Origin of the sequence: Sphingobium xenophagum, from assembly GCF_002288285.1 — a bacterium.
GTDB lineage: Bacteria > Pseudomonadota > Alphaproteobacteria > Sphingomonadales > Sphingomonadaceae > Sphingobium > Sphingobium xenophagum.
Genome location: NZ_CP022745.1, coordinates 392,305 through 416,054, shown reverse-complemented (window position 1 = coordinate 416,054; position 23,750 = coordinate 392,305). Strand labels below are relative to the sequence as shown.

Genomic DNA, 23,750 nt, shown 5'->3' with positions numbered 1-23,750 from the left:
CGAACGCCGGTTGTGTTTAACGTCCCAACGCTTCTTCCAAAAAACCCACCATCGCGCGGAAACTGCGCCGATCGGCATCCGCGTTATACGCCAACCCCTTTTCAGGCATGTTGACGCTCTCGTCGGTAAAGGCATGGCCGGTGCGGCCATAGGCATGGAGTTGCCAGTCGCACCCTGCCGCCGTGAGTTCCTGCGCCAGCGCCACGGTCGCCGCAGGCGGTGCGATCGGATCGTCCCAGCCATGGCAAATCAGCAGTTTTGCGCGGATGGCGGCATTGGGGAAGGGCGGCGCATCATAGACGCCATGGAAACTGACCCCGCCCGCTATGTCCGCACCAGCGCGCGCCAGATCCAGCACGCATTTGCCGCCAAAGCAGAAGCCGATCGTGGCGGTGCGGGCTGCGTTCACCGCGTCCAGCCCCTTGAGCAGCGCATGGGAGGCCAGGAGGCGGTCGCGCAGCAGGGCGCGGTCGGCGTTCAGTTCCGCCATATAGCGCGCGGCATCGGGATCGGCGCGGGTGGTGCGCTTGCCCTGGCCATAGACATCGGCGACCAGCACGGCATAGCCCAGCGCCGCGACCTTTTCGGCATAGGCGAAATCGGCTTCCTTGGTCCCCAGCACATTGGGGAAGAGAAGCACGCCGGGCAACGGCGCGCTGGCGGCGCTATCGGTCACGACCATGCTTTCGAACAGGCCGCCTGGTCCTTCATGGACGATGCTGTTGCGGGTAATGGTCATGGGGTTCCCCTTAGATACTGCCAAAGCCGGGCGCTTCGCCACGCGCGGCGGGGTTCAGGCGTTTGGGCCGTTTCCATCCGATGCGGGGGCGTTTGCGCAACCGCAGCGTCGGCCAGTCGCCCCGGTCGGTCCGTTCAGCCAGGCGCATGCCCTGCGCGCGATAGGCGGCCAGCACGGCATCGACCTGCGTGTCGAGCAGGCCCGCCAGCAGGATCGTGCCGCCATCCTCGACCAGCGCGCAGAGCGACGGCGCCAGTTCGATCAGCGGTCCGGCCAAAATGTTCGCGATCAGCAGATCATAGGGCGCACGCCCGATAATCGCTGCATGATTGGCCCCGGCGGCGGTCACCAATGCCAGTCGTCCAGGCCCGGCCCCTAGCGGCACGCCATTGGTCGCGGCATTTTCCGCGCTGATTTCGACTGCGACCGGGTCAATGTCGGACGCGATCGCATGGGCGCGCGGCCACAGGTTCATCGCCGCAAAGGCGAGCAGGCCGGTGCCGGTGCCGATGTCGGCCATATTGTTGAACCGCATGCCCACCTGGCGCATCCGGTCCAGCATCGTCAGGCATCCGGCCGTTGTTTCATGCTGGCCAGTGCCAAAGGCGCGGCTGGCCGCAATCAGAATATTGACCTGGCCCGGCTGTTCCGGATCGCTGGCAAGGTTGCGGACATGGAAGCGTCCGGCAGTGACCGCTTCCAGCCCCTGCTGGCTCAACGTCACCCAATCCTCGTCCGGCAGCGCCTCGACCAGCGGTTTGGTTCCGGCGGCGCTGGGAACCATCGACCGCAGCAACTTGATCGCGGCGGCGCTGGGCTTGCCCTCGAAATAGGCGTCGAGCTGCCAGGCATTGTCGTCGTCTGGCGCCGCCTCGCTGGTCATCAGCACCGGCGGCCGCTCCATCAGGGCAAAGGCGGCAATTTCCCCGTCCAGCGCCTCGGCTTCGATACGGGTGCAGGGCAGGGTGACTTTCCAGCTTTGTGCAGGACTTTGGGCAGCGGTCATGCCGCCGCCTTTAGCCGACCATGGAGGAGAGGGGAAGCGCGGGAGGATTGGATCGGCCTGTTCCCGCCTGCGCGGGAACAGGCCGATCCGCTATCAGGCGACTTGTCGACCGAAATCGGATGATGCGTGACGCAGGCTGGCAAGCTTGCCTTCGACGCTGACGAAGCCGCGTTCGAGCTGGTCGATTTCCGACGCGACGACCTCGGTATCCTGCCGGATGGCCGAAATGGTGGTCGACATCGAATCGGCGGCGAGCGCTGTTTCATCGACGGCGGCGGTGATCATGGTGACGGTCTGCGCCTGCGCGTCCATCGCATGACGGATGCGCTCGGCACTGGCCTGCACTTCGCCCACCGTATCGCGGATGCGTTCGTTGGTTTCCACCGACAGGCGAGTCGATGCCTGGATGTCGGCGATCTTGCCCGCAATCTCGTCCGTCGCGCGCGCCGTCTGGTTGGCCAGGCTTTTGACCTCCTGCGCGACCACGGCAAAGCCGCGCCCGGCATCGCCTGCGCGCGCCGCCTCGATCGTGGCGTTGAGCGCCAGCAAATTGGTCTGCCCGGCAATGTCGCGAATCAGGCCCAGGATCGATTCGATCGATTTGGCATGTTCGGACAGGGTGGAGGACATGGTGACCGCATCGCCCGATTGTTTCGCGGCGCGCAGGGCAACTCCGGCTGCCCCCTCAACCTCGGTACGGGCGTCCTCGATGGCGCGGATCAGCCCGGCCGACGTGCGGGCCGCTTCCCGCATCGCCAGGGCGGATTGTTCGGCCGCCGCCGCGACTTCCGATGCCTTGCCCAGCATCCCGCGCGTTGCAGCCGAAGCATCCTTGGCCTGTTCGCGCAGCGATTCGCCCAATCGGGTCGCGCCGTCGATTTCACCGACGATTCGCTGTTCGAACAAGGAACCGAAACGCTGCCGTTCGGCACGTTGCGCATCGGCCTGATCGTTCGACAGGACATTGGTCATCAAGCCTGCGTCCATCATGGCGATGTGGAGCATGACGAGCGTCAGGCGCTGGCTTCGCTCCGCGTCATCGCGACTATATTCCCATATCAGGGCGATGATCTTTTCGTTTGCCGCGGCAACGGCGGTGAGCACCGACCGCACCGACACGCCATGTTTGCGGGCGTTGCGCACGCAATCCGCAGCCGACTGGGCCCAGAGCGCATCCTTGAAGTGCAATAGCTTCTGCTCGACATAGCGGTGCGTTTCTCTCTCGATCGCACTGATCGCTGCGGAACTCAGTTTCTCGCGCAGCCCGGTCTTTTGCATATAGGTCGTGAAAAAGGCGTCCCCCACGCTCGCCAGGCTGTCCTTGATCAGCAGGCCAATCTCCTGCGCACCCTTGGAAAATTTGTCATTCGGGTCGATTTTCGAGATCAATTCCGGGCTCACGGTGCCGTTCCGGCTATTGTCTGGTGATGCGGCGAAGGACGACATGATGGGACAGCCCCTGTTGGTGCAATGCTATTTGGCAGGCCGACCTTAGCGCGCTTTGGTTAATCACTTCTTATGATCGCGGGATACGATCGTTGGGGCAGCCATGCTTTGCACCGCTTGCCCTCATGCGCGTTCGCTCTTAAGGGGATCGCACTTATAGGGACATTTCAGGGACAAGGGTAGACATGGCGCGAACCAACAGCCGGCCGCTCTCGCCGCATTTGACGATCTGGAAATGGGGCCCCGCGATGGCCATTTCCATCCTGCACCGCGTGACCGGCAACGGCCTTGCGACGGTTGGCGCGCTGGGCCTCGTCTGGTGGCTGATGGCTGCCGCGATTGGTCCTGAAGCCTATGCGACCTTCATCACATGCGCGACCTCGCCCTTTGGCTATCTGGTGATGATCGGCATTACCTGGGCCTTTTTCCAGCATCTCTTTTCCGGGCTGCGCCATTTCGTTCTGGATATGGGGGCGGGCTATGAACTGCGCACCAACAAGAGCTGGTCGATCGCGGTGGTGGTCGCTTCGGTGCTCGTGACCGCCCTTGTCTGGCTCTATATTTTCGGAAAGGCCTTCTGATGGGTAACGGAACTGGTATAGGCCGCGTCCGTGGCCTTGGGTCGGCGCGGCATGGCGCGCATCACTGGCTGGCGCAGCGCTACACCGCCGTCGGCAATCTGCTGCTGGTGCTCTGGCTGATCTTCAGCCTCCTGACCCTGCCTGGCCTCGACTATGAAAGCGTCGTGCTGTGGATCGCCAACCCGCTGGTCGCGGTGCCGATGATGCTGATGATCGTCAGCATTTTCTGGCATCTGCGCCTTGGGATGCAGGTGATGCTGGAAGATTATGTCCATGACAAGGGACTGGCCTTCTTCTCCATCCTGCTGCTCAATTTCTATGCCTTTGGCGGCGCGGCCGCGGGCGTCTTTGCGATCGCCAAGATCGCCTTCACGGGGGTCGTCGAATAATGACGCAAGCCTATAAGATCATCGACCATGTGTATGACACCGTGGTTGTCGGCGCTGGCGGTTCGGGCCTGCGCGCGACCATGGGCAGCGCCGAAGCGGGCCTCAAGACCGCCTGCATCACCAAGCTGTTCCCCACCCGCAGCCACACCGTTGCGGCGCAGGGCGGCATCGCCGCCAGCCTTGGCAACAACTCGCCCGATCACTGGACCTGGCACATGTACGACACCGTCAAGGGGTCCGACTGGCTGGGCGATCAGGACGCGATCGAATATATGGTGCGCGAAGCACCCGCCGCCGTCATCGAACTGGAACATGCGGGCGTGCCGTTCAGCCGGAACGACGACGGGACGATCTACCAGCGTCCCTTTGGCGGCCATATGCAGAATATGGGCGCCGGCCCGCCGGTGCAGCGCACCTGCGCCGCCGCCGACCGCACCGGCCACGCCATGCTCCACGCGCTCTATCAGCAATCGCTGAAATATGATGCGGACTTCTACATCGAATATTTCGCCATCGACCTGATCATGGAAAATGGCGAATGCCGCGGCGTGATCGCCCTGTGCATGGAAGATGGCTCGATCCACCGCTTCCGCAGCCATGCGGTCGTGCTGGCGACCGGCGGCTATGGCCGCGCCTATTTCTCCGCCACGTCGGCGCACAGCTGCACCGGCGACGGCGGCGGCATGGTGCTGCGCGCAGGGCTTCCGCTCCAGGATCTGGAATTCGTGCAGTTCCACCCGACTGGCATCTACGGCGCGGGCGTGCTGATCACCGAAGGCGCGCGCGGCGAGGGCGGGTATCTCACCAACTCCGAAGGCGAGCGTTTCATGGAACGCTATGCGCCCTCGGCCAAGGATCTGGCGTCGCGCGACGTCGTGTCCCGCTCGATGGCGATGGAAATGCGCGAAGGGCGCGGCGTTGGCGAGCATAAGGATCATATCTTCCTGCACCTCGACCATATCGATCCCAAGGTGCTGGCCGAACGGCTGCCCGGCATTACCGAAAGCGGCAAGATTTTCGCTGGCGTTGACCTGACCCGCCAGCCGCTGCCGGTGACGCCGACTGTCCATTACAATATGGGCGGCATCCCCTGTAACTATCATGGCCAGGTCGTGACCAAGAAGGGCGATGATCCCGAAGTGGTCGTGCCCGGCCTGTTCGCGGTCGGCGAAGCGGCCTGCGTGTCGGTCCATGGCGCGAATCGCCTCGGCTCCAACTCGCTCATCGACCTTGTCGTGTTCGGTCGCGCTACCGGCCTGTTCCTCAAGGACAATCTGAAGCCGAACGCGCCGCACAAGCCGTTGCCGTCGGACGCCGCCGATCTCGCGCTCGGTCGCCTCGACCATTATCGCAATGCCAAGGGCGGCACGCCGACGGCGGACATTCGCCTCGACATGCAGCGCACCATGCAGAAGCACGCCGCCGTGTTCCGCGACAGCGCACTCCTGTCCGAAGGCGTCACCCGGATGCAGGCGGTCAACAAGCGGCTTCAGGACGTCAAGGTCAGCGACCGCTCGCTGATCTGGAACACCGACCTTGTCGAAACGCTCGAACTCGACAATCTCATGAGCCAGGCCATCTGCACGATGGAAGGCGCCGAAGCACGCAAGGAATCGCGCGGCGCCCACGCGCATGAGGATTTCCCCAACCGCGACGACGAAAACTGGATGAAGCACACCATCAGCTGGTTCGAAGGCTGGGGCGGTTCGGGCGGCAAGGTGACGCTCGATTACCGTCCGGTCCACGACTATACGATGACCGACGAAGCGGAATATGTGAAGCCCAAGGCACGGGTGTACTGATCCAGCCATTCCTGGCTGACGGTAGAAAAGAAGGCGGACCTGAGGGTTCGCCTTTTTTTCTGCGCGGTTGATCTCATCGACTATGGGACAGGCGTGATCGCGGCGTCTATGGCACGTATCGGCGGGGGCGTGACGGGATGCTCCAACCGCCTTGGCCGATACTGTCTGTTACGGTGAGGCCAAGATACAAATGCGCTCTGATAGTCGACACCTGGCGCGTGGCGTGCATCGATGATCCGCGCCCGTTTATTGTTGACCATGCATAAATTTGGTCAAGGCGGGGCCGACCGGGTCGCCGTGCATTTGGCCAGCGGCTTTGCGGAGGCTGGCAAGGACGTTGTTATTGCGCGGATGCGGACGGACCGGGAGGGTGAGGCTGCTCTTGGATCATTGTGCAATCCGGCCGTGAAGCTCGCGACGGCGGGAGAGCCCCTGGGCTCTCGCAAGCTGGAACTGGCGCGAGGCCTGCCAATGATTGTCCGTCGAATTTGGGCTGAGCGTCCGCATGTCGTTCTGGCGACAAGTAACAATATCGGCCTTGTTACCGCACTCGCCACTTTCCTTGTGCCGCGTTCCGGCATCCGGTTTGCGTTCAAGACCACCAATCCCGTCATCCGCCCGCGCGACAGCAGCAAAATTGCGCGCTGGTATCGGCGTAGGCTCTACGCCTTCATTTTCAGCCGCTTCGATCGCATCTTGCCGCTGACACATGCAGAACAGCGGACCTTGACGGCGCTCTATCCGCAGCATGCGCACAAGCTGCAAACGGTGCTCAATCCCTATGTCAGTGACGCCATGCTCGCTGATTTTGCGCCGCAGACCCCTGCCTGCGATGCGCCTCGCACCATTGTCGCACTCGCGCGCATGATGCCGCAAAAGCGGCTCGACCTTTTGATCACGGCCTTCGCGCGCATGCGTCGACGGCAGGATAGACTGGTCATCGTCGGCGAAGGACCGGAGCGGGTCGCGATCGAAAGGCTCATCGCCCAATTGGGATTGAGCAAACGGGTCGAACTGGCCGGCTTTGTGAGTGACGTGGTCCCCTGGCTGCGCAAGGCTGATCTGTTCGCCCTGTCATCACATTATGAAGGCCTGCCAGCCGCCGTGATCGAGGCGCTTGCCACCAATTGTCCGGTCGTCACGACGGATTGTTTCGACGGCGCCGCCCTGCTGTTGCGTGCCGCGCCTCATTGCGCCGTCGTTCCGCGCGGTGATGCCGATGCACTGGCCGCCGCGCTCGACCGGGGGCTTGATTATAGCGAACGACCGACATGCCTGCGCGCCATTGCCCGCCAATATGGGATGGCGGCGGCGATCGAATCCCATCTCTCGATCCTGGACGGGCTGGCTGCTGCCGCACAAGCGGAACGGCCTGGCGAGGTGCATGACGGCATCAAACGGGCGTTGAACTGAACCGCACCAGCGCTTCGTAAACGTCCAGCGGTGGCTTGTTTGTTACCGACAGGCCGCTGCGCATCAGGAACAGGTGCCGCACGATCTCCGCCTGCTGCTCGATGCCATAGCGCTCGAACGGCTTGCCCGGCACGACATCATAGCCATAGCGGCAGAAGGGATGCCGCATCAGCGGCAACCACCACCGCCCCGACCGCTGCGCCTGCCACACATGGGTCATCTCATGGATGAAATGCCCCTGTATATGCAGCGGGCTTTCACAGAAATCCGCGCAGAACAGCCCGCCCTCCGGGTGAAACCACAGGTCGCCATCGGGCGCCATCGTCACGCCCCTGGGCTGGAACGGCCACCATTTGCGCGCATGCACCCGTACCCGGCCATAATCGATCGCCGCGCCGAACACGCCCCGCGCCAGCGCAATTTCATCGGGCGTCAGGCTACGGCTGCTCAATGACCCTCATGCTCGCCAGCAGGCTTGGCTGCCCCTGAGCCAGTGCCTGCGCCCGCCGCCTCCGGCTTGCGGATCACCGCATCGACCAGCAAGCGGTCGCCATTGGCCATCAGGAAGGTCAGCTGCATCTTGCCCCGGCTGATCGCGGTATCATTGACGCCCCACAGCATCAGATGCTTGCCGCCGGGGGCGAAGGCGACCTCACCCTTGGCCGGAATATCGACACTGTCGATTCGCTCCATCGTCATCATGCCGTCCTTGTCGACGCTTTCATGCATCTCGACCTTGAGCGCGTAATCGGTCAGCACGCCGCGTATCTGCCCGCCCGCATCGCCGCCATGCGCGACGAAATAGCCGGCCGATGGCGTTTCCTTATTGGGGCTCAACCGTACCCAGGCCTGGTCGATATAGGTCGGTGCCGGGTCGCCGCACGCGGCCAGCGCCAGCGGAGCCAAGAGGGCGAAAAGGGCAAAGGGGGCGCGCATCAACTCATTCCTGACTGTCTCGTTTCCGGTCAGCGTACATAGGTAATCGCCCCAGCTTCTTGTGCCAAGCAAAAGCGCCCCTATATCGCCCTTGCAAACCGGCCTTGCCTTGGCGCTTTCGTGAGGTATGGGGCCATCAACCGCTGAATAGAATTTGGGGTTCAAAGAGGACACAATGGCAAAAGTTATCGGTATCGACCTTGGCACCACCAACAGCTGCGTCGCCGTCATGGACGGTGGCAAGCCCAAGGTAATCGAAAATGCGGAAGGCGCGCGCACGACGCCGTCCATCGTCGCCTTCGCCAAGGATGGCGAGCGCCTGATCGGTCAGCCGGCCAAGCGCCAGGCGGTCACCAATCCGGACAGCACGATTTTCGCGGTCAAGCGCCTGATCGGCCGCCGCTTCGACGATCCCATGACCAAGAAGGACATGGAACTCGTCCCTTATTCGATTGCCAAGGGTCCGAATGGCGACGCCTGGGTCAAGGCCGGTGGCCAGGATTACAGCCCCTCGCAGATCAGCGCCTTCATCCTGCAAAAGATGAAGGAAACCGCCGAATCCTATCTGGGCGAAACCGTCACCCAGGCGGTCATCACCGTGCCTGCCTATTTTAACGACGCCCAGCGTCAGGCGACCAAGGATGCCGGCCAGATTGCGGGCCTGGAAGTGCTGCGCATCATCAACGAGCCGACCGCGGCCGCGCTCGCTTATGGTCTCGACAAGCAGGACGGCAAGACGATCGCGGTTTACGACCTTGGCGGCGGCACGTTCGACATTTCCATTCTGGAAATCGGCGATGGCGTGTTCGAAGTGAAGTCGACCAATGGCGACACTTTCCTGGGCGGCGAAGATTTCGACGCCAAGCTGGTCGAATTCCTGGCCGCCGACTTCCAGAAGTCCGAAGGCATTGACCTCACCAAGGACAAGCTGGCGCTCCAGCGTCTGAAGGAAGCGGCTGAAAAGGCCAAGATCGAGCTGTCCTCGGCCCAGACGACCGAAGTCAACCTGCCCTTCATCACCGCTGACCAGAATGGTCCCAAGCATCTGGTGAAGTCGATCACCCGCGCCGATCTGGAGCGTCTGGTCGCCGACCTCATCAAGCGCACCATGGAACCCTGCAAGAAGGCGATGGCCGACGCAGGCGTTTCGGCCAGCGAGATCAGCGAAGTCGTTTTGGTCGGCGGTATGACCCGCATGCCCAAGGTGCGCGAAGCCGTGAAGGAATTTTTCGGCAAGGAACCGCATACCGGCGTGAACCCGGACGAAGTCGTCGCCATGGGCGCGGCGATCCAGGCGGGCGTGTTGCAGGGCGACGTCAAGGACGTGCTGCTGCTCGACGTGACACCGCTCAGCCTCGGCATCGAAACGCTGGGTGGCGTGTTCACCCGCATGATCGACCGCAACACCACCATCCCGGCGAAAAAGTCGCAGGTCTATTCGACCGCCGACGATAATCAGCAGGCGGTGACGATCCGCGTGTTCCAGGGCGAGCGCGAAATGGCGGCGGACAACAAGATCCTCGGCCAGTTCGACCTGGTCGGCATCCCCCCGGCGCCGCGTGGCGTGCCGCAGATCGAGGTGACGTTCGACATCGACGCCAACGGTCTGGTCAATGTGTCCGCGAAGGACAAGGGCACCGGCAAGGAACAGCAGATCCGCATCCAGGCTTCGGGCGGTCTGTCGGACTCCGACATCGACCAGATGGTCAAGGACGCCGAACGCTTCGCCGAAGAGGACAAGAAGCGTCGTGAAGCGGCCGAAGCCAAGAATAACGCCGAAAGCCTCGTCCACACGACCGAGCAGCAGCTGGCCGAACATGGCGATAAGGTCGATGCGAGCCTGAAGGGCGAGATCGAAACCGCCATTGCCGACACCAAGTCTGCGATCGAAAGTGGTGACGCTGAAGCCATGAAGGCCAAGGCGCAGGAACTCGCCACGGTCGCGATGAAGCTGGGTCAGGCCATTTACGAGAAGGAGCAGGCTGCGGCCGCTGCGCCGGGCGCTGAAGCACCCAAGGCGGACGACGATGTCGTCGACGCCGAATTCTCCGAAGTGGACGACAACAAGGCTTGAAGCTGAAGCCCTATACCCGTCACCCCGCCGCCAGGCGGGGTGACGGGACAGCCGGGCGGGGGTCCGAATGACGACCGAAATCGACTATTATGAATTGCTCGAAGTCGAGCGCACCGCCGACGCGAGCGTGCTGAAAAGCGCCTATCGCAAAATGGCGATGAAATATCACCCGGACAAGACCGGGGGATGCACCGATAGCGAAGCCAAGTTCAAGGCCGTGTCGGAAGCCTATGAGGTTCTGAAAGACCCGCAAAAGCGCGCAGCCTATGATCGTTTCGGTCACGCGGCCTTCAAGCAGCAGCAACAGGGCGGCGGTGGCGGATTCCATGCCGGTGCCGGCGGCTTTTCCGACCTTGGCGACATATTCGAGACGATTTTCGGCCAGGGCGGGGGCTTTGGCGGCGGCGGTCGCCAGCAGCAGCGGCGCGGCGCGGACCTGCGCTATGATCTCGAAATCACCCTCGACGAAGCCTATCATGGCAAGCAGACCGAGATTCAGATCGAGGTTTCGGTCGTCTGCGACAGTTGCGACGGCTCCGGCGCGGAACCGGGAACCAGCGTCAAGACCTGCCCGACTTGCAAGGGCCATGGTCAGGTCCGCGCGCAGCAGGGCTTTTTCGTGGTCGAACGCACCTGCCCGTCCTGCCATGGCGCGGGCAAGGTTATTGAAAGCCCCTGCCGCTCCTGCCGGGGCGAAGGCCGGGTGGACAAACCCAAGACTCTGTCGGTCAATGTTCCCGCTGGCGTGGACGATGGCACCCGCATCCGTCTGTCGGGTGAGGGCGAGGCGGGCGCGCGTGGCGCGCCTGCGGGCGACCTCTACATCTTCCTCCACGTCAAGCGTCACTCGCTGTTCGAGCGTGATGGCACGACGCTCTTCTGTCGCTGCCCGGTCAGCTTCACGACGGCCGCGCTCGGCGGTACGATCGAAGTGCCGGGTCTGGACGGCGTGCGCCACAGCATCAAGATCCCGGTCGGCATTCAGTCGGGCAAGCAGATCCGCCAGCGTGGCGCGGGCATGCCGGTCCTCAACGGACGCGGGCAGGGCGATCTCGTCGTCCAGATCGACGTCGAAACGCCCACGAAGCTGACGGCCAAGCAGAAGGAACTGCTCGAAGCCTTCCGCGAAACCGAAACCGGCGAAGAATGCCCGGCCTCGACCGGATTTTTCGGCAAGATCAAGGATTTGTGGGGGGATTGATCGCTGGCATCATGGTGCTCCCGCGAAGGCGGGAGCCCAGTCCTACCCTCTGAACTGGACTCCCGCCTTCGCGGGAGTACGTCACGTCAGGCTGCACGCTCTCGCCGCGCCCACCAATAAAAGGGCAACCCCGCCGCCATCAGCAGCACGCTCGACCCGCTCGCCACAATTCCCGCGCCCCATAGCGTCCACAGCGCATAGCCCAGCCCCACGACCGCGGCGGGCACCACCACTTTGAACCGCATGCTCGCCAGCGCGCAACCGACATAGAGCCACAGCGTCGCCGATGTCGCGAGCAGCGCCATGGCGGTAAACAGCGCCACCAGCCCCTGCAAACTATTGGCGACCAGTAACAGGGTGGCGAGCAGCGTGGACACTATCAGTCCGCGCACCGGCGTCCCCCTCGCATTGGTTCCCGCCAGCCAGCGCGGCAGTTCGCCCGCGCGCGCCATCGCCAGCGGCACCTCGCCCATCAGCAGCGTCCAGCCATTGAGCGCCCCCAGGCAACTGATCGCCACGAACAAGGCGATGAAGCGCGCCGGGCCGGGCGACCAATAATGGCTGACAAATGCGCCAAAGGGCGATCCGGTCTGCGTCTCCGCCGCTGGCAGGGTCAGCGCTATTCCTGAACAGACCAGCAGATAGATCAGCCCCGTTACCGCCGTGCCGATCAGCGTCGCGCGCGGGATCGTTCGCGCCGGATCACGCACCTTGTCCGCCGCGACGCTGGCCGACTCGAAGCCCAGCAGCGCCCAGAGCGTCAGTGCCGCCGATGCGGTAATCCCCGCGCCCGTCAGCCCCTGCGCCGGGAAGGGCGCGACCTGTGCCGTGCCATTCCCCACCGTCATGACCAGGAGGACCAGCACCACCGCGATCGGGATCAGCTTGATGACCGTCGTGACGATCTGCGTCATGCCCGCTGCCCGCGCGCCGATCAGGTTGATGCCCGTCATTGCCCACAGCAAGCCGATCGACATTATCGCCCCGACGCCCGGCCGCGCCAGCAGCGGCAGGACGCTGGACAGATTGGCCGTCGCCGCGACTGCAATCGTGACATTGGTGATGATGATCGACAGCCAGTAGATCCAGCCAATCGCAAACCCGGCAAGCGGCCCATAGGCCCGCGCGATCATCTGCGACGCGCTCGTCCCCGGCAGTGCCACCGTCAGCCGCGCTATGACGAAGGCCAGCACCAGCGACCCGGCGATCGTAAACCCCCAGCCTGCCACCGCATCCCAGCCGAAGGGCGCGAGCGCGGCGGGCAGCAGGAACACGCCCGACCCGATCATATTCCCCATCACCAGCGCGATGCAGGCAGCCAGGCCCAGCGTGCGGGCAGGCGCCGGACTGGCGGTGATGGTCATGGCTGGCGTCCCCCTTGAAAGGGGTCAGCCTATCGCGGGTGGCGGGCCTTGGCCACCCATGTGGCCAGACCCGCCTTCATTGGCGTTACGCCGCCAGGAACATATCCGGGTCCAGCGCCATCAGCGCTTCGGCGCCACCTTCCATCTTGCGGCGCAGCGATCCCGCGTCGGGCATGATCCGCTCGGCAAAGAAGCGCGCCGTCACCAGCTTGGCTTCCAGATACTTCGCGTCCCCTTCGCCCGCCGCCAGCAGTCCGGTCGCGGCCTTGGCCATGCGCAACCACATCAGGCCGGTCGCAACGATGCCCAGGATATGCATATAATGATGCGCGCCTGCGCCCGCATTGTCGGGGTTCTTCATCGCATTCTGCATCAGCCACATGGTCGCGGCCTGCAACTGGCCGGTCGCCTTTTCCAGCGCTTCGGCGAAGGCGCCGAGCTTGGGCTCGGCCTTGGCATCGGCCACTTCGGTCGCGATGATCTTCAGCAACGCCTGCAACGCGCGGCCACCATTCATCGGCAGTTTGCGGCCGACCAGATCCATCGCCTGCACGCCGTTTGTGCCTTCATAAATCTGGGCGATGCGCGCGTCGCGGACATACTGCTCCACGCCATTTTCCCAGATATAGCCATGGCCGCCAAACACCTGCTGGCTGGATACCGCGACATCGAAACCCTTGTCGGTGCCATAGCCCTTGATGACCGGGGTCAGCAGCCCGATCAGATCGTCGGCTTGCTGGCGCTCTTCTTCGGTGGCGGCATAATGCGACAGATCGACCTGCAAAGCCCCCCACAGGATCAGCGCGCGCAACCCTTCGGTGATGGCCTTGCCCTCCATCAGCATCCGGCGCACATCGGGATGAACGAACAGCGTATCGGCCTTTTCTTCCGGGTCCTTCGGCCCGGTCAGCGCGCGGCCCTGCCGCCGGTCGCGGGCATAATGAACCGCGTTCTGCAGGGCGATTTCGCCCTGGGCCAGACCCTGGAGGCCAACGCCCAGTCGAGCCGCGTTCATCATGATGAACATCGCGGCCAGCCCCTTATTCTCCTCGCCGACCATCCATCCGGTTGCCCCGTCATAGTTCATGACGCAGGTGGCGTTGCCATGGATGCCCATCTTATGCTCGATCGAACCACAGGACACGGCGTTGCGCTCGCCCAGCGACCCGTCGTCGTGCAGCAGGATCTTGGGAACGACGAACAGCGAAATGCCCTTGCTGCTGTCGGGTGCGCCCGGCGTCTTGGCCAGCACCAGATGGATGATATTTTCCGACAGGTCATGCTCGCCCGCCGAAATGAAAATCTTGGTCCCGGTGATCGCATAGCTGCCATCGGCATTGGGCACGGCCTTGGTCTTGATCAGGCCCAGATCGGTGCCGCAATGCGGCTCGGTCAGGTTCATCGTGCCGGTCCACTGGCCCGACACCATCTTGGGGATATAGCGCTGCTGCAATTCATCGCTGCCCTTGGCGATCAGCGCCGCGACCGCACCGGCGGTCAGGCCATGATACATTTCAAACGCCTGATTGGCCGACAGCACATATTCGTCCACCGCCGTCGCCAGGACGGACGGCAGACCCTGTCCGCCAAATTCGGCCGGCGAATGCAGCGTGGTCCAACCGCCCGCGACAAACTGGTCGAAAGCGTCCTTGAAGCCCGTCGGCGTGGTCACGCTGCCGTCGGGGTGACGGGTGCATCCTTCCTTGTCGCCCACCGCGTTCAACGGGAACAGCACTTCCGCAGCAATCTTGCCGCCTTCGGTCAGGATCGCCTCGACCAGGTCGGGCGTCGCATTTTCAAAGCCGGGCAGGTTGGCATAGCGTTCCAGTCCGACGACATGATCCAGTACGAACCGTGTGTCGCGAACGGGGGGGTATAAGTGGGCATGATCGTCTCCGGGCGTTTTTCTTATCGGGAAAGGGCGGGTAGGGGAGGGCGTCAGTCTTTGGCGATGGCCGCAACGAAATTGGCCAGTTCGGCAATGGCCGCGTCAATATCGTCCTTTTGCCGGGTCAGCAGTTCGATCCGCGCCTGACATTTGGCGGCCGTGACGCGGCGCTGCTCTTCATGTTCTTCATCGGCGTCATACAGGTCGATCATCTCGCGAATTTCGGTCAGGCTGAAACCGACCCGCTTGCCGCGCAAAATCCACGCCAGCCGCGCGCGGTCGCGCCGCGAATAGATGCGGGCCAGACCTTGCCGTTCGGGCGCGATCAGCCCCTCATCCTCATAGAATCGCAAGGCGCGCGCCGTGACGCCAAACTCTTCGGAAAGGTCGGAAATGCTGTAGCTCTGCTGGTCCCGATGGTCGGGTAGCTCGATGCCGGCGATGCTGCTGCGCTTGTCCATGACGCATGATGTAACGCGGCTTTACGTTTACGTCAAGGTGAGTTCAGGGCAACGCGCGCTGGACCTATTGCCCTAGTGACAAGGCAGCGCCTCGTCATTATGGCGGCCCCCACATGACGGGGGCGATCAGACATTCCAGCACCGCGCGCGGCCTCCTTGCCGCATTGGCGCTGCTCGTCCTGGCCGTCCAGTTGTTCGTGCCGTCGGGTTTCATGCCTGTCCGCACGGATCGGGGCGTCATCATAACCCTCTGTACCGGGCAGGGCGCAATCAACGTGCGGGTCGATCGCGACTTGGCGCCGGGCAAGGGCGATCATGCGCCCGACGATGGCATGGCCGGGCATATGCCCTGCGCCTTCGCCGCTTCGGTCCAGCCCGCCGTGCCGCCGCTGCTGCTTGCAGACCTGCCGCTGCCTGCCTGGCAACTGGCCTATGGCCCGATCGCCTTCGCGCTCAAGACGGGTCAGATCGCGCGCCTCGCCGCGCCCCCGCCGCCTTCATCCGGGCCGCCAACCGCTTAACGACATCCTCCCCCTGAGGGGGAGGTGGCAGCACGAAGTGCTGACGGAGGGGTGTCACCCTCTCGATAACTTGACACCCCTCCGTATGGCCTCTGGCCAGCCACCTTCCCTTGTAGGGAGGATGCAATTTGCCCGGCCCCAATCCTGACAAGAAAGTCAGGAAACCACACTATATCAATAGGTTAAAATTCATGCGTATCACCCACGCCACGCGCAGCGTTTCGCTGTGCGCCATCGCCTTTGCCCTGTCGACTACCACTGCCTTCGCCGACGAAGCCCCCGACCAGAGCCGCATCATCGTCACCGCCAGCGCGCTTGCCCAGGAAGCCGCCGCCCGCGTCGAGCGCACACCGGGCGGCGTCGATGTCGTGGCCGCCGACGATTTTGAGAATAAGCTGGCCGTCTCCCTGCGCGACGCGCTCACCTTCTCGCCCGGCGTCTATACCCAGCCGCGCTTCGGGCAGGAGGTTCGCATCTCTATCCGTGGTTCGGGCCTGTCGCGCGGCTTCCACATGCGCGGCCTGACCCTGTTGCAGGATGGCATTCCGATCAACCTGGCCGACGATAATGGCGACTTTCAGGAATTCGACCCGCAGGTTTTCCAGCATCTGGAGGTCTATCGTGGCGGCAATGCGCTGCGGCTGGGCGGATCGACGCTGGGCGGCGCGATCAATGCCGTCACCCCGACCGGACGCAGCGCGCCGGGCGTTGAACTGCGCGTCGATGGCGGCAGCTTCGACACGATCCGCACCAAGGCCGCCTATGGCTATGCCGATGACCGGGGCGATGCCTTCGCCGCGATCACCAGCGATCGGTCGGATGGCGACCGCGATCATGGCAAGCGGAAATCCTATCGCTTCAACGGCAATGTCGGCGTGAAGATCAGCGAGACAATCGAATCCCGCTTCTACGCCAGCGCCCAGACCATCCGTCAGAAATTGTCCGGCTCGCTCAGCGAAAAATCGGTGCTGACCAACCCGACCAAGGGCAATTTCGTTGGCGATCAGGCGCGCGACATTGATTCGATCCGCCTGCAAAACCGCACGACCATCCAGCTTGGTGGCGGCCAGCTGGCCTTCGGCCTGTTCCTCAATGCCAAGGATCTCTACCATCCCATCTTTCAGGTGATCGACCAGAAATCGGAAGATCGCGGCGCTTTCGCCAGCCTAGATCTGGCGGGCGATCTGGGTGGACTGCCGGTCGAACTGACGCTTGGTACGCAGGCGCGTTTCGGCAAGGTTACCGCGCGCCAGTTTATCAACCTGTCGGGCAAGCGCGGCGCGCCCACCGCCAATGTCCAGCAGCGCGCCCAGACGATCAACAGCTATGGCGAAGTCCGCGTCGCCCCCACGCCCGGCCTGTGGCTGATCGCGGGCGGGCTCTACACCCATGGCGAACGGCGGATCGACAACCGCTTTGCCCCGCAACGCAGCGGCGACGCCAGCTTCGACGCTTTTTCGCCCAAGATCGGCCTGCTCTACAAGCCCGACGAAGCCTTGCAATTCTACGCCAATTATAACCGCTCGGTCGAACTGCCCGGCTATAGCGAACTCAGCCAAACGCCCGCAGGCGGCGCGCCCGGCTTCACGCCCGTCGGCACGCAAAAGGCGTGGACCGCGGAAATCGGCACCCGTGGCCGCATCGGCATCGCATCCTGGGACGTCAGCCTCTATCGCGCCGACATAAAGGGTGAGATGCTGCAATTCAATGTCGTGCCCGGCGTCATCCCCGCCGCCACCTTCAACGCGGACAAGACCCGGCATCAGGGCGTCGAGGCCGGTCTGGACCTCGCTTTCACTCCATGGGCATCGCTCCGCCAGGTCTATCAATATAGCGATTTCCGCTTCCGCAACGACGCCATCTATGGTGACAATCGCCTGCCGGTGGTGCCGCGCCATTTCTACCGCGCCGAACTCAAACTGGGGACCGACAGGCTCAGCATCTCGCCCTCGGTCGAATGGCTGCCGCAGGGGGCGTGGGTCGACTATGTCAACAGCAAGCGGGTCGGCAACTATGCCCTGCTCAATCTGGGCGCACAGGCGCAAGTGCGCGAAGGCGTCACCCTGTTCCTCGATGCGCGCAACCTGACGCAGAAGCGCGCAGTCGGCGACATCAGCGCGCTCGTTCGCTACACGCCCGACAACGCGGGAACACCCGCGATCGACGAAGGCAGCGTCGCCTTCTACCCGCTCGAACGCCGCGCCATCTATGGCGGCGTGCGCGCGCGTTTCTGAACCGGGGGGGCAGGACGATGGATGACACAGGCTTCTACCGGGCGATGTGGCGCTGGCATTTCTATGCCGGCCTGATCGTCCTGCCCGTGCTGGCACTCATGGCGGTGACGGGCGCGCTCTATCTCTACAAGCCGGAGATAGAGGCGACGCTCTATCCCGTCCATATGGCGACGACGCCGTCCGGTGCGTTGCTTCCGCCATCGCGCCTGGCCGCTGTGGTGGAACGGACGACAGGCGCGCAGGTAACGCAAATCGTTCGTCCCGCCACCATGTCGGAAAACTGGCGGGTGATGACCAAGGTGGAGGGCGGCCCGCCAACGGTCCATTTCGTCGATCCGCGCGATGGCCGGATACTCGGTCAGATGCGCGGCGGCGGCTTCATGAAGGTCATCAAGGATTTGCACAGCCTTGCGCTCACCGGCCCGGTCGGCAACCGGCTGGTGGAGGTCGTCGCGGGCTGGGCGATCCTGCTCTGCATCACCGGCCTCTATCTGCGCTGGCCCCGGCGCGGCCAGCCCGCGCTGGCGATCCGGGGCAGGACATCGGGTCGCCTCTTCTGGCGCGACCTGCACGGCACGCTGGGTTTCCTGTCGGCTGGCGTCATCCTCTTCCTTGCGGTGACGGGGATGCCATGGACGGAAGTCTGGGGCGGCGGGCTGCGCGCCGTCGTGGCCGCCAACGACTGGGGACGGCCCAAAATGGCGGTCATCCCATGGAGCGCGCCGGCCAGGGATGCGCTGCCATGGACGCTGCGCGAAGGCGGCGCGATCGCGGGCGATGCAGGCGACATCGGCGTTGATCAGGCTCTGCGCATCGCCACCGCGCATGGCATGGGCGGCGTGCAGCTCATCCTGCCCGCCAGTCCCGGCGCGCCCTATCTCGCCGCCTCCATCGTCACCCAGGCGCAGGACGCGCGCGCCATCACCATCGACGCGGCATCGGGCGCGGTGGTGCAGGATATGGACTGGCGCATGTTCGGTCCGGGCGCAAAGGCGGTCGAATGGGGCATCGCCACCCATCAGGGCCAGCAATATGGAGAGGTCAACCGGCTGCTGATGCTCGCGGCTTGCCTGTGCCTCCTCCTCCTGTGCCTGACCGCGCCGGTCCTGTGGTGGAAGCGGCGGCAACAGGGGCGGCTCAGCGCACCGCCCGCCGCCACCCCCGCCGCCCGGCGCATGGTGGCGGGGTTGATGCTGTTCATCGGCCTGTTGTTCCCGTTGACCGGCCTCAGCATGCTCGTCGCCTTGCTGGGCGAATGGATCATGGGCCAGCGCCGGACGGCCTAAATCCCGTTCGGGCTGAGCTTGTCGAAGCCCCGTCCTTCTGCTCGAAAGAAAAGGACTCCCCTTCGACAAGCTCAGGGCGAACGGATTAAATGAGGGGGCAGGCTTCCGTCCAAGGCGGACGGTTTTCTTATCCAGCCACATCATCTACAGCCCGTCCATGATCCGTCTCTCCGGCCTCCAACTCCCGCTCGACCATCCTGCCGAAGCGATCCCTGCCGCCATCTGCGCCCGTCTGGGCATCCCTGCCTCCGACCTGCTGTCCCACAGTCTGGTGCGGCGCGGCAATGACGCGCGCCGCCGCAGCGCGATCCAGCTTGTCTATACATTCGACATCGCCGCCAGCGACGAAGCCGCCATCCTCGCCCGTTTCGCTGGTGACAAGGATGTGCGCCCCGCGCCCGACACACGCTACAGATTCGTGACCCACGCCCCCGAAGGCGGTCTGGCGCAGCGCCCGGTCGTCATCGGCGCGGGACCATGCGGCCTGTTCGCTGGCCTGATCCTCGCGCAAATGGGGTTCCGCCCGATCATCCTGGATCGCGGCAAGCCAGTGCGCGAACGGACGAAGGATACATGGGGCCTGTGGCGTCGCGCCGAACTGAACCCGGATTCCAACGTGCAGTTCGGCGAGGGCGGGGCGGGCACATTCTCCGACGGCAAACTCTATTGCCGCGTCAAGGACCCGCGCTTCCTCGGCCGCAAGGTGCTGGAGGAGTTCGTCGCGGCGGGCGCCCCTGACGACATATTGTGGGAAGCCCATCCCCATATCGGCACCTTCCGCCTCGTCACCATGGTCGAATCCATGCGCCGCCAGATCGAGGCGCTGGGCGGCGAATATCGCTGGCAGACCCGCGTGGACGATCTCGCGCTGGAGCCAGCGGGCGAGGGCGCCCATAGGCTGCGTGGCCTCCATATGCAGGATGGCAGTTTCCTCGAAGCCGACCATGTCGTCCTCGCAGTCGGGCACAGCGCCCGCCCGACCTTCGAAATGCTGCACAGCCGCGGCGTCCATATAGAGGCCAAGCCCTTCTCCATCGGGGTGCGGATCGAACATCCGCAAAGCTGGGTCGATCGCGCCCGCTACGGCAATTGCGCGGGCCACCCGGATCTGGGCGCGGCCTCCTATAGCCTGGCCCATCACTGCGCCAATGGCCGCACCGTCTACAGTTTCTGCATGTGCCCCGGCGGCCGGGTCGTCGCCGCGACGTCGGAGGAAGGGCGCGTCGTCACCAACGGCATGAGCCAGTATAGCCGCGCCGAATTCAACGCCAATTCAGGACTGGTGGTCGGCATCGATCCCGCGCGCGACTATCCCGAAGGCCCGTTGGCGGGCATCGCGTTGCAACGTCGCTGGGAATCGGCGGCCTTCGTCGCTGGCGGCTCCTCCTACTTTGCGCCCGGTCAGACCGTGGGCGACTTCATGGCCGCTCGCCCGTCCACCGCCTTGGGAGAGGTCGTCCCCTCCTACAAGCCGGGCGTTACCCCCACCGATCTGGCGCGCTGCCTGCCCGACTATGTGGTCGACGCCATTCGGGAGGCGCTGCCTGCCTTTGGCCGCCAGATCAGCCATTACGACCATCCTGACGCGGTCATGACCGGCGTGGAAACACGCACATCCTCGCCCATCCGCATCACCCGCGGCAAGGATTTCCAGAGCCTCAATGTCGCTGGCCTATACCCCGCTGGCGAGGGCGCAGGCTATGCCGGGGGCATCCTTTCCGCCGCGATCGACGGCATCAAGGTGGCGGAGGCGGTTGCGCGGGGAATGATGCGATAGGCTGGCAAAATCCGGCGCACCCGATATGCTCTACCCGAAATCGCATATCGGGAGAGACAGTCATGACCAGCGACGTCCGCATAGCCCTCGAACGGTTCCAGAATTTCATTAGCCGGTTCAGCCACAGCGGCATGATCGATCCCGTCACCGGCTTCACGACCGGCGACGCAGCCCTGCTGATCGGCGAGATCGAACTGGCCGAAGCTCATCGCCGCATGGAACAGCATCACCCGCACGACGACACCTGACGTCAACGGCCAGGCCAACAGCCTTGGAAATCGCGATTTTTTGGAAATGGATGCCCGACAAGGGCATGAAGTATCACGTAATATCAATGGGAAAAGGAGGCTAACCGGCACTTTGTCGCTACGCAATTCTGCGGCTGACAAGAAGGCGCTGGCTAACCTTTCGGCACCCCCTGGGCATGAAAAAGCCCCCGATCTGGCGGCAACCGGATCGAGGGCGGACCTTTCCATGGACGCGGATTGGCTTGCGAACCCTACCGATGATGGAAGGGCCGCGCAATGACCGTGATGCCGAACGAACGCGAGTTCGCCCTTCCCCCGCGCTGGCAGCAATTGCTGGACCTGGGCTTTTCCGTCTTTCCAGTGCAGCGCGGAGACAAGAAGCCGCTGGGCAAATGGAAATCCTATCAGACTGAGCCAGCGGACCTAGCGACCGTGCGCCAGTGGGCGAAGTCGGACGCCAATATCGGGATTGCTACGGGCGCAGTCTCCGGCCTGCTTGTGCTGGACCTGGACAGCGACGACGCGGTGAAGCAAGCCGAGGCGCTTGGCATCCCCGACACCATCACCGTGCGAACCGGCAAGGGCGTTCACGTCTATTTCCAGCATCCGGGCGGCACGATCGGCAATCGGGCGGGCATCCGTCCCGGCGTGGATATTCGCGGCGACGGCGGCTATGTGGTCGCGCCCGGAAGCCTGCACCCGTCCGGCTCGACCTATGAATGGGGTAATCCCCCTGGCCTGTTCAACCTTGCTCCCGTTCCGGCCTGGCTGTCGGATATGCTGCGCACGCCTACGCTGGTCGAATATGAAGCGGACAAGGTGCGCAACGCCCCGGCTGGCACCCGCAATGCTCAACTGAATAAGTCGGCGTTCCGCCTGGCACAAAGTCATATCGACACCGTGGAGGCACGCCGCGCCCTTGGAGATGCAGCGAACGATGCGGGCTTAGATGGCGATGAGACACGGGACACGCTTGCAAGCGGCCTCACCGCTGGGCGGAAGAAGCCCAAGCTCGACCCGTCAGAGGATGACATTGCGCTGGCCTTCACGGCCCTGCACGGCAATTCCCTGCGCTTCGATCATAATGCCGGATCATGGTTTGAATGGGATAGCACGCGCTGGCGACCGGACAATTGCCATCGCGCCTTTACCTATGCGCGCGAGATGGCGCGGCGGCACGGGGCGGCTGGCAAGGCGAATTTCGCCGGGGGCGTTGAACGCTTCGCGCGCGCCGATCCTGTTCATGCGGTAACAGCGGACGGGTGGGATCGTGACCCCTATTTGCTGGGCACGCCTGGCGGGACGGTGGACCTGCGCACCGGCGACTATTTCCCGGCGCGACCTGCCGACATGATAACGAAACAGACCGGCGTTGAACCTGAGCATGGCGAGCCGACGTTGTGGCTTCGCTTTCTCGACCAGGCCACGGCGGGCGACCGCGATCTTATGCGCTTCCTGCAACAGATGGCGGGCTATTGCCTCACTGGCCTGACGAACGAACACGCGCTGTTCTTCATCTATGGCCCCGGTGGGAACGGCAAAAGCGTATTCCTTAATGTCCTTAATCATATCATGGGCGACTATGCCACCACGGCGGGCATGGACACCTTCACGGCCAGCAAGAGCGATCGGCACCCGACCGACCTTGCCATGCTCAATGGTGCGCGGATGGTATCAGCCAGTGAGACGGAGGAAGGCCGAGCATGGGCCGAAAGCCGGATCAAGCAATTGACGGGCGGCGACAAGATCAGCGCGCGGTTCATGCGGCAGGATTTTTTCGAGTTCGTTCCTCAGTTCAAACTTGTGATCGTGGGCAATCATGCCCCGGTGCTGGCTAATGTGGACGATGCGGCGCGGCGGCGCTTCAATATCGTGCCGTTCACGCAAAAGCCGGTGCAGCCTGATCGGATGCTGGAAGAAAAGCTGAAAGCGGAAGCGGGCCGCATCCTCGCCTGGGCTATAGCTGGCTGCAAAGATTGGCAGGCAAACGGGCTTGTTCGGCCTGAGATCGTCACGGCGGCGACGGCTGACTATTTTGAGGATCAGGACTTGTTCGGGCAGTGGATCAATGACCGTTGCGACCGTGCCCCCGGTAATTGGGAAATGCCCACACCGCTCTATAACGATTGGGCGGAATATGCCCGTGCCGCTGGCGATGATCCTGGCACGCAAAGGGCGATGAGTAGCAAGCTAAAGCGGAACGGTTTCCAATTTCGCAAGTCGGGCAGCGTCCGGTCCTATCGCGGCCTGGCACTCAGGCCGAAAGGCGGCTTCCATGAATAAGGGACGCATAGGGACGCTTAAAGCGCTTCTTCCTGATGATCGTTCATGCGCGTGCGCGCACGTATGGGGAGATAGGGATTATCCGTCCCTAAGCGTCCCAA

General features: G+C 63.6%; 19 protein-coding genes and 1 pseudogene. 12 read left to right on the top strand and 8 right to left on the bottom strand.

Annotated features, from left to right (window positions below; translation table 11 throughout):
- Nucleotides 1-16: 16 nt before the first annotated feature.
- From CJD35_RS01995 to CJD35_RS01985, 3 genes are all read right to left on the bottom strand, one after another.
- Nucleotides 17-739: a dienelactone hydrolase family protein gene (locus tag CJD35_RS01995; RefSeq protein WP_017181382.1), complete on the bottom strand. Its 723-nt coding sequence runs from the start codon at nucleotides 737-739 to the stop codon at nucleotides 17-19.
- Nucleotides 740-749: 10 nt separating this feature from the next.
- Nucleotides 750-1,745, bottom strand: a complete 996-nt coding sequence (locus tag CJD35_RS01990) for a 50S ribosomal protein L11 methyltransferase (protein WP_017181381.1) — start codon at nucleotides 1,743-1,745, stop codon at nucleotides 750-752.
- 93 nt (nucleotides 1,746-1,838) lie between these two features.
- On the bottom strand, nucleotides 1,839-3,191 hold the full coding sequence (locus tag CJD35_RS01985) for a methyl-accepting chemotaxis protein (protein ID WP_017180898.1): 1,353 nt from the start codon (nucleotides 3,189-3,191) through the stop codon (nucleotides 1,839-1,841).
- 185 nt (nucleotides 3,192-3,376) lie between these two features.
- Between CJD35_RS01985 and sdhC the strand changes: the two genes are divergently transcribed.
- The 4 genes from sdhC to CJD35_RS01965 all read left to right on the top strand — a co-directional run bounded on the left by sdhC (nucleotide 3,377) and on the right by CJD35_RS01965 (nucleotide 7,376).
- Nucleotides 3,377-3,772, top strand: a complete 396-nt coding sequence (gene sdhC, locus CJD35_RS01980; protein WP_017180897.1) for a succinate dehydrogenase, cytochrome b556 subunit — start codon at nucleotides 3,377-3,379, stop codon at nucleotides 3,770-3,772.
- Entirely contained in the window at nucleotides 3,772-4,161 is a 390-nt protein-coding gene (sdhD, locus tag CJD35_RS01975) for a succinate dehydrogenase, hydrophobic membrane anchor protein (RefSeq protein ID WP_017180896.1), read from the top strand. Before sdhC ends, sdhD begins: the two co-directional genes overlap by 1 nt.
- Complete coding sequence (gene sdhA, locus CJD35_RS01970) at nucleotides 4,161-5,963, top strand: succinate dehydrogenase flavoprotein subunit (protein WP_017180895.1); 1,803 nt, start codon at nucleotides 4,161-4,163, stop codon at nucleotides 5,961-5,963. The genes sdhD and sdhA overlap by 1 nt, the downstream gene beginning before the upstream one ends.
- A gap of 258 nt (nucleotides 5,964-6,221) precedes the next feature.
- Nucleotides 6,222-7,376 (top strand): glycosyltransferase, encoded by a 1,155-nt coding sequence (locus tag CJD35_RS01965; RefSeq protein WP_017180894.1) that lies wholly within the window; start codon nucleotides 6,222-6,224, stop codon nucleotides 7,374-7,376.
- Here CJD35_RS01965 and CJD35_RS01960 read toward each other — a convergent pair.
- Nucleotides 7,357-7,827 carry a hypothetical protein gene (locus CJD35_RS01960; protein WP_017180893.1) on the bottom strand — a complete coding sequence of 157 codons (471 nt, stop codon included), beginning with the start codon at nucleotides 7,825-7,827 and terminating at the stop codon, nucleotides 7,357-7,359. The two genes, CJD35_RS01965 and CJD35_RS01960, sit on opposite strands and share 20 nt — an antisense overlap.
- Nucleotides 7,824-8,312: a copper chaperone PCu(A)C gene (locus CJD35_RS01955; RefSeq protein ID WP_017180892.1), complete on the bottom strand. Its 489-nt coding sequence runs from the start codon at nucleotides 8,310-8,312 to the stop codon at nucleotides 7,824-7,826. Before CJD35_RS01955 ends, CJD35_RS01960 begins: the two co-directional genes overlap by 4 nt.
- A gap of 175 nt (nucleotides 8,313-8,487) precedes the next feature.
- Between CJD35_RS01955 and dnaK the strand changes: the two genes are divergently transcribed.
- Nucleotides 8,488-10,386: a molecular chaperone DnaK gene (dnaK, locus tag CJD35_RS01950; protein WP_017180891.1), complete on the top strand. Its 1,899-nt coding sequence runs from the start codon at nucleotides 8,488-8,490 to the stop codon at nucleotides 10,384-10,386.
- 67 nt (nucleotides 10,387-10,453) lie between these two features.
- Entirely contained in the window at nucleotides 10,454-11,587 is a 1,134-nt protein-coding gene (gene dnaJ / locus CJD35_RS01945) for a molecular chaperone DnaJ (RefSeq protein ID WP_017180890.1), read from the top strand.
- An 86-nt stretch (nucleotides 11,588-11,673) separates the two neighbouring features.
- On the opposite strand, the gene CJD35_RS01940 is transcribed toward dnaJ, so the two are convergent.
- The 3 genes and pseudogenes from CJD35_RS01940 to CJD35_RS01930 form a co-directional block, all read right to left on the bottom strand.
- Entirely contained in the window at nucleotides 11,674-12,951 is a 1,278-nt protein-coding gene (locus CJD35_RS01940; RefSeq protein WP_017180889.1) for an amino acid permease, read from the bottom strand.
- Between the two features lie 85 nt (nucleotides 12,952-13,036).
- Nucleotides 13,037-14,838: pseudogene (locus CJD35_RS01935) on the bottom strand (acyl-CoA dehydrogenase C-terminal domain-containing protein).
- Nucleotides 14,839-14,889: 51 nt separating this feature from the next.
- Nucleotides 14,890-15,300: a MerR family transcriptional regulator gene (locus tag CJD35_RS01930; protein ID WP_017180887.1), complete on the bottom strand. Its 411-nt coding sequence runs from the start codon at nucleotides 15,298-15,300 to the stop codon at nucleotides 14,890-14,892.
- A 113-nt stretch (nucleotides 15,301-15,413) separates the two neighbouring features.
- Between CJD35_RS01930 and CJD35_RS01925 the strand changes: the two genes are divergently transcribed.
- The 6 genes from CJD35_RS01925 (at nucleotide 15,414) to CJD35_RS01900 (ending at nucleotide 23,649) form a co-directional block, all read left to right on the top strand.
- The gene (locus tag CJD35_RS01925; RefSeq protein WP_095686760.1) at nucleotides 15,414-15,821 is read left to right on the top strand and encodes a hypothetical protein; all 408 of its coding nucleotides are present in this window, start codon (nucleotides 15,414-15,416) and stop codon (nucleotides 15,819-15,821) included.
- A gap of 191 nt (nucleotides 15,822-16,012) precedes the next feature.
- A complete protein-coding gene (locus CJD35_RS01920) occupies nucleotides 16,013-18,055 on the top strand; it encodes a TonB-dependent receptor family protein (protein ID WP_017180885.1) in 2,043 nt (680 codons plus the stop codon).
- 17 nt (nucleotides 18,056-18,072) lie between these two features.
- Nucleotides 18,073-19,341 (top strand): PepSY-associated TM helix domain-containing protein, encoded by a 1,269-nt coding sequence (locus CJD35_RS01915; RefSeq protein ID WP_244917199.1) that lies wholly within the window; start codon nucleotides 18,073-18,075, stop codon nucleotides 19,339-19,341.
- 157 nt (nucleotides 19,342-19,498) lie between these two features.
- Nucleotides 19,499-21,118 carry an NAD(P)/FAD-dependent oxidoreductase gene (locus CJD35_RS01910; protein WP_017180883.1) on the top strand — a complete coding sequence of 540 codons (1,620 nt, stop codon included), beginning with the start codon at nucleotides 19,499-19,501 and terminating at the stop codon, nucleotides 21,116-21,118.
- Nucleotides 21,119-21,180: 62 nt separating this feature from the next.
- Complete coding sequence (locus CJD35_RS01905) at nucleotides 21,181-21,366, top strand: hypothetical protein (RefSeq protein ID WP_017180882.1); 186 nt, start codon at nucleotides 21,181-21,183, stop codon at nucleotides 21,364-21,366.
- 276 nt (nucleotides 21,367-21,642) lie between these two features.
- Nucleotides 21,643-23,649 (top strand): phage/plasmid primase, P4 family, encoded by a 2,007-nt coding sequence (locus tag CJD35_RS01900; RefSeq protein WP_095686759.1) that lies wholly within the window; start codon nucleotides 21,643-21,645, stop codon nucleotides 23,647-23,649.
- Nucleotides 23,650-23,750 lie beyond the last annotated feature (101 nt).